Source organism: Paenibacillus sp. 10L310, from assembly GCF_056395745.1.
This window is the reverse complement of the sequence record NZ_JBFTKC010000022.1, coordinates 62,507-68,848: the sequence shown is the minus strand read 5'-3', so window position 1 is coordinate 68,848 and position 6,342 is coordinate 62,507. Positions and strand designations below refer to the sequence as shown.

Annotated in this window: 6 protein-coding genes and 1 rRNA gene; 6 read left to right on the top strand and 1 reads right to left on the bottom strand. The window is 46.0% G+C overall.

All coding sequences use genetic code 11. The features are described 5' to 3' along the window. Positions 1–109: ribosomal RNA gene (gene rrf / locus AC1DE7_RS28030) — 5S ribosomal RNA — on the top strand; the annotation flags it as partial. A gap of 212 nt (positions 110–321) precedes the next feature. Then, positions 322–762 (top strand): hypothetical protein, encoded by a 441-nt coding sequence (locus tag AC1DE7_RS28025; RefSeq protein WP_017691399.1) that lies wholly within the window; start codon positions 322–324, stop codon positions 760–762. A gap of 654 nt (positions 763–1,416) precedes the next feature. Here AC1DE7_RS28025 and AC1DE7_RS28020 read toward each other — a convergent pair. Continuing rightward, on the bottom strand, positions 1,417–1,941 hold the full coding sequence (locus AC1DE7_RS28020) for a hypothetical protein (protein ID WP_036606136.1): 525 nt from the start codon (positions 1,939–1,941) through the stop codon (positions 1,417–1,419). Between the two features lie 500 nt (positions 1,942–2,441). Between AC1DE7_RS28020 and AC1DE7_RS28015 the strand changes: the two genes are divergently transcribed. The 4 genes from AC1DE7_RS28015 (at position 2,442) to AC1DE7_RS28000 (ending at position 6,311) form a co-directional block, all read left to right on the top strand. Next, positions 2,442–2,627, top strand: coding sequence for a sigma factor G inhibitor Gin (locus AC1DE7_RS28015; protein WP_017691396.1), 186 nt, complete (start codon positions 2,442–2,444; stop codon positions 2,625–2,627). A 257-nt stretch (positions 2,628–2,884) separates the two neighbouring features. Next, positions 2,885–4,711, top strand: a complete 1,827-nt coding sequence (locus tag AC1DE7_RS28010) for an aminotransferase class I/II-fold pyridoxal phosphate-dependent enzyme (RefSeq protein WP_477535636.1) — start codon at positions 2,885–2,887, stop codon at positions 4,709–4,711. Between the two features lie 509 nt (positions 4,712–5,220). Then, positions 5,221–5,649, top strand: a complete 429-nt coding sequence (locus AC1DE7_RS28005; protein WP_477535635.1) for a CidA/LrgA family protein — start codon at positions 5,221–5,223, stop codon at positions 5,647–5,649. Next, positions 5,619–6,311 (top strand): LrgB family protein, encoded by a 693-nt coding sequence (locus tag AC1DE7_RS28000; protein ID WP_083685168.1) that lies wholly within the window; start codon positions 5,619–5,621, stop codon positions 6,309–6,311. Before AC1DE7_RS28005 ends, AC1DE7_RS28000 begins: the two co-directional genes overlap by 31 nt. The last annotated feature ends 31 nt before the right edge of the window (positions 6,312–6,342 follow it).

The window sequence follows — 6,342 nt, the reverse complement described above, 5'->3', positions numbered from 1 at the left end:
CGATGGCGGAGGGGTTCCACACGTACCCATCCCGAACACGACCGTTAAGCCCTCTAGCGCCGATGGTACTTGGACCGCAGGGTCCTGGGAGAGTAGGACGCCGCCAAGCAAAGAACCACTGCCGATGTTATTCGGTGGTGGTTTTTATTTGTTTATAAGGATTAGAAACGATGAGCGGAAGCTCTGACACGATCGATACTGGAAGGTAACATTTTTGTTACGGATAACAGCGGCAAAACCAGTATAATAGGACTATGTTAAATATGCTAAAAGTACCTGACCACAGAGCTGGAATGTGCAGCTGTGAAAAGGAGGGTGTGTGTGTTAAGTTGGCGGAGACTTGGACTACAATCATTTCTGTTGCTTTGTTTGACCGTTGTTCTCGCAGGATGCGGTGAAGCTTCAGGATCTGTATGGACTTCATATGAAGGTGCGGTGAACGAGAAGAGTTTTCCGGTGCCGAAAGTAGCGAATAAATCTGACCAGTCTGAAAATAATTCGGATATGGATTATGTTCGATATACGCTGTCTGGTATTAGTGAGAGTACTAGCTTGCCTGAGGTATATCTAGACGAGATTAAAAGCTGGGGTTGGACAGAGAGGCAAGCCAAGGGTACATCCAATGAATCCAGTACCTTGCGTGTATTTGCAAAGGAAGGACATACTGTGCATTTAGCAGTACATGATGGTTCCTTTACACTAATGGTTCCTAGAAATGATGCTACTCAAACGACAGTTAAATCATTGGCTGAAGATGATTAAGCTGGTTAAAGTATGGTTTAGTATGATTAATTAACGCTGTGATGTTCCTTATAATATAGTAAAGCTCCCGTGTACATGATCGGGGGCTTTTTGTTATTTAGCGAAGTAGGCTTTAGTAATGATGGGAGAAGCTATCACGTATGGTGGATCAGAGGTCATACCGGTTCAGAAGGAATGGGGCAGCTTCGTTCGTACACGTATAGGTGGTTGTGTGCTTGAAGCATAGGGGAGTTTAGAGCGCTAAAAGTAGAGGGGGGAGAGATATAAGTTGTATAAAGGTAGTGAGGTAATGAAAGGCTGATGGAAAGCAGCTTGAGGCATATAGAGCTGAGACTGAGTGAGAGATCGCTCAAAGGTGTAAGATCTACGAGATATCTGGGGTTATGAGGATATGGAGCAGCGGGAGGAAAAGAGGAGAAGAACGGAGCCTCGAGTGGGGATAACTCATTTAACTATGCCCATGCTGTGGATAATGGATGAGAAGGGAACAATAAATAAAGGTTATCCACTGTGGATAACCTTTATTTGAGCATGTGAGGCTGAGTCAACTGAACGATACACGATTATGTTTTTGCATCAGATTATTCGAAGGGCTCAGCGGTTATGTATTACAAGTAAGTAAGGTACATTGAGTATTGCATAAATGAGGGAGTGTTATTGCAGATAATATGAAACATCTTGTTCATTCAATTTGATGAGTCCGTCTTTACGCTCACGGGAGAGAACCATTACAACATACAAGCGAGGACCCAGCAACCACAAATGCCAGAAGATCAGCGAGAGGGTGAAGGACAATGGCGACCATATCAAACATACTGTAATGATACATAATCCAATCCAGCTCATGTTAAGGTGTACCCGGACAAACATACGGAAGCTAAAATGCTGATCAGGGATATAACCTAACCAGGGCATACGCATATTCCAGCGCCAGCGTTTGGCGTAAGAGGTACGGACCAGAAGTAATATGGTTCTGGCGATGACATAATGAATCCAGATGGTGATTGGACCTGCCAGTACAAAAAAGAAGAGGCCAGTCCAGGAGAATGCGAGTAGATTGAATAAGAGCATGATGACCGGCAGACACAGATAGCTGTAAATGACACTGCGGGCGATAGCCTTTTTTTTCAGAAGCCGGTATTGATAAAATGTTGCTTTATTCTCCGGTTCGGCGATCATACGATTATATATCCTCCTTCGGATTCACGTTTGTGTGGGGTAGGTATTCGTTTTTCTTACACGAGTAAAAGGGAATGAATCATACATGTATGTATATATGAACCTTGTATCTCACGCCATGACGATTGTACAAGATATTGAGATTCGACGGAGCTTATCTCAGTATACTCCCGAATACACGGACTGTCAGGCTTTGATATCGTTATCATGTATTATATATCGGCTGGGATTCCAAGTTTTTTTAAGGAAATTAAATATAAGTTTGAGTCAGGCCAAGGGATACGTGATGTAGAGGTAAATGCGATGGAATGTAGGATAACTGTATATACATAAGCAGGTGAATGTTCTTGTAGGGAGAATGAATGTATTTTTCGGTACAGACACCCAAGAGGGGGTGGGCGAATATATATATTTTATAGAAAGAAAGCACTATGAAAATGTTTAAAATAATAGAAACTGTGCAATACTGATAGTAAACGTAAAACAAGGTGGGATGGTTCATGGAAGAACATGCCGAACACACATGTATTATCTGCGAGCAAAGAAAAAGAGAAGGCATTTTTATTGTATCTGAATTCATATGTGACACTTGTGAAGCAGAAATGGTTCATACCGACGCGCAGGATGCCAAGTACAATTATTTTATTCATCAAATGAAGCAAATTTGGGTACAAAAAAACGCATAATAAATGTTGCTAATAGAAGTAGAAGCGAAACATCACATTGTAACGATGCTGATGTGTATAGAGGCCCAATGGGCCTTTTTCTGTTTTTAAGAGGAGAGATTGTCTTGTATGCCATCTTGGGAAGGCGTATGCTGATATAATGGTATAGATCATTTGCAGTAACGCGTGTGGAGATGGGGAAGAAGTGCGTTCCTTGGATTAGGAAGCATTTTAAAGCGCATAGGACGCACATAATATATGTACAGGATGGTTATTTCATGGAACATAAAAATAAATTAAGTAGTGCCCCTTTATATGAAGCGTTGCTTGCGTATCGTGATTCGAAGCAGCGTTCTTTTCATGTGCCTGGGCATAAGAATGGACAAGCTTATCGACATTTGGTAGAACAAGCAGAAGCAGGGCAACCTCGAGCTAAGGATATCGTTAATGAGGAACACCAGCACAACGGTGAGATTCAGAATGATGGAGGAAAGAATGTTAACCAGAAGGTAGAGCGTTTCAGTTCGGTGGGTGAACATGGGGCTGATCTGGAGAGTGTGGAACGACTCAGCGTTGAAGGGGCTCACTCGGAATTAGAACTGGTACCGGTGCGTTCATTTCTGGAGATGATGGAGATGGATGTTACGGAGATTACGGGCACCGACGATTTGCATCATCCGGAAGGTGTAATCCAGGAAGCACAGGAGCTTGCGGCAGATTGTTTTGGAGCGGAGGAGAGTTTCTTCCTTGTGGGAGGCAGTACGGCAGGTAATTTGTCTCTATTACTAACTGTGTGTGATGAGCCGGACAGTATTGTGCTGGTGCAACGAAATGTGCACAAATCGGTTATTCACGGGTTAATGCTGGCAGGCGCAAGAGCTGTATTTCTGGAGCCGTGGGTCGATCCTGCGTCTGGACTTGCGGTCATGCCGTCGGTGGAGACGGTTCAGGCTGCTGTCCAGTCCTATCCTGAGGCAAAGGGCGTATTGGTCACTTTGCCTAATTATTACGGCATGGGCGCTGATCTGACGCCCATAGCCGAGGTATGCCACGCCGCTGGCATGCCATTGCTCGTGGATGAAGCGCATGGCGCGCATTATGGGCAGCATCCGGAGCTGCCTGTCTCTGCACTGTCATGCGGAGCAGACGGTGTCGTGCAGTCGACACATAAGATGCTGACGGCCTTCACCATGGGTGCCATGCTGCACATTCAGGGACCACGGTTAAACCGGTCCCTGTTAAGGCAGCGTCTGGCCATGGTGCAAAGCTCAAGCCCATCATACCCGGTGATGGCTTCGCTTGATCTGGCGCGCCGGCTGCTGCACGTGCAGGGCGCGAACACATTCACGGCGGGGCTCGCCGCCGTGAAAGCCTTTAAGCGCGGCCTCGCGGAGCTGCCGCGCTTCCAGTTGCTGCAGCCTGCACAGCCGCTGCAGCCAGAACCGCCAGCCGGGACTGCGAAGCCGGCTGGCTTGTCCGTGTCCGCTGCGCAGCAGACACGGGAGGGTCTGACCGCGGCGGCGATGCCATCTGCCGCGGGGTATACCGCTCAGGACCCATTCAAGGCTGTCATCTATGACGGCGCAGGGGTGCTGAGCGGTTATGGGCTACAGCAGCAGCTGGAAGCGTGCGGCTGTGTGCCTGAGATGAGCGACGAACGGTACGTCGTCTTGCTCTTCAGCCTGGGCTCAACGGTGCAAGATGCTCAGCACCTGTTGCAGGCTTTACACCATATCAGCTCTGCCAACGGGCATGAGCAGGTCCAATCTAATGCAGTGCCATCGCAACAGATTGCGAAAGGTTCGGCACATTATATTTCCACGTGGAACAATTTACAAGAAAAAACTCGCTACTCGGAACCGATCTCCTTTACACTGCAACCGATTGTGGAGACGGATACGATCAATGTCCTGATAGAAAAAAGCGCGGGTTGTCGATCAGCCGAGATGGTTATTCCTTATCCTCCAGGGATTCCGCTTGTATATCCGGGTGAACGTATTAGTCCATCGATGGTGGCTCGTATACAACTCCTGCGGGATGAGGGTGCAAAGTTTCATGGGGTATCCGATGCATCTCTACAGTCATTGAAGGTCATGAAGGAATGAAGGGAACACATGAAGATCTGAATTGCATTCACCAATAGGTAGTTTATATGACCAATACGGATAGCGATATCAGACCCTACACATGTGAGGGTCTCTTGGTCATTAATTTAGTTGCTAGGGTGTGTCTTCAAACTCAGGCATGCAAGACGTTGAAGGATGTCAGGGTCCAACATCTTGAAATCAAGGATTGCTGATCCTGGCGAATTGTCCAGACGATTTTCTAAGGAATCGAGGACGTCTTATTTAGCCTTCGAGTCCTCCTTTTATTTTGTAAGAAACCTGAGACACGTTATTAACCAAAATCACCTAATAAACACGCTGTAAACGGCTGGTTATTCCAATATAGCGTCTTTCAGATTCCTTAGATTGCTGCGGGCGTTTCAAATCGCTAAATAAGACGTCACAGGGTCGTTAGCCCTCCCGCTCCGTGCCCTGCTCCAGACACATTCAGTTTGAAGACACGCTTTAGTTCAACTTATATAGATAGACATAAGAAAGAAGGGAACACTTTGGGTATTCCGCTAAAAAAATATACAGGAATAGTCCTGCAAGTTTTGTTGATGTACGGTTTTTATTGGATTGGAAACTTGATTCAAGCTGTATTACATCTGCCGTTAACAGGCAGTATTGTGGGCATGCTGGTATTGTTTGTCATCATTCAACTGGGATGGATCAGAATGAGCTGGGGAGAAGAAGGGTCGACGTGGCTTCAATCTCATCTGCAATTGTTGTTCATCCCGCCAACTGTGGGCATTATTAATCATTTTGATTTTTTTAGAGCCAACACATTGTTATTGGTTCTTGGTTTGATTGTTAGCACATTAATCACATGTCTGATATCTGCCAAATTAAGTGAGTGGCTTATGACATGGAGATCGTCTCATTCAGGCAAAAAGGAGGCGATCACTTGTCAGCATTCATCCTCGGAATTGGAATGATCGCGCTAACCATCGCTGTATATATTCCAGCCACTCGTCTATATAAAAGGCTGAAATGGCCGATCCTTATGCCTGTACTCACAACGACTGCCATCCTGATTCTGATCTTGGTGATTTCCGGTATAAAGCTGGATACCTACATGCTGGGTGGAAAATGGATACAGGAGCTTTTGGGACCAGCAGTCGTATCGCTCGCTTTTCCCTTGTCCAGACATCTGCATGTTCTGAAGCAAAATATCATTCCAATTGTGGGTGGAACAATCGGAGGCAGTATTACAGGTATCGCTACAGGCGCTTTAATCGCCATTCTGCTCGGCTATCCGCAAGAGATGGTCATCGCTTTATTGCCAAAATCAGTGACAACTCCTGTGGCTATTCAACTCGCTAATCAGGTTGGGGGGAATGCCTCATTCACATCGCTGTTTGTGATGATTGCAGGATTCTCAGGGATATTATTGGGGCCGATGCTCTTGAAATGGGCCAAGGTCCGCAGTAAACATGCCTATGGAATTGGACTGGGTTCAGCATCTCATGCCCTCGGCATGGCAAGGTCTTTTGAATATGGAGAGAATGCGGTAGCCCTCAGTTCAGTTTCCATGATTGTCAGTGCTATTGCCGGATCAATTATGCTTCCATTATGGGTATGGATTATCTACGGTTGAACGCTTTACTTTGTTGTTCATGTTGGAGTAA

Excerpts from the sequence above, each read along its gene's own strand:
- AC1DE7_RS28020 (WP_036606136.1), bottom strand. The coding sequence starts at position 1,941 with ATGATCGCCGAACCGGAGAATAAAGCAACATTTTATCAATACCGGCTT.
- AC1DE7_RS28015 (WP_017691396.1), top strand. The coding sequence starts at position 2,442 with ATGGAAGAACATGCCGAACACACATGTATTATCTGCGAGCAAAGAAAA.
- AC1DE7_RS28010 (WP_477535636.1), top strand. The coding sequence starts at position 2,885 with ATGGAACATAAAAATAAATTAAGTAGTGCCCCTTTATATGAAGCGTTG.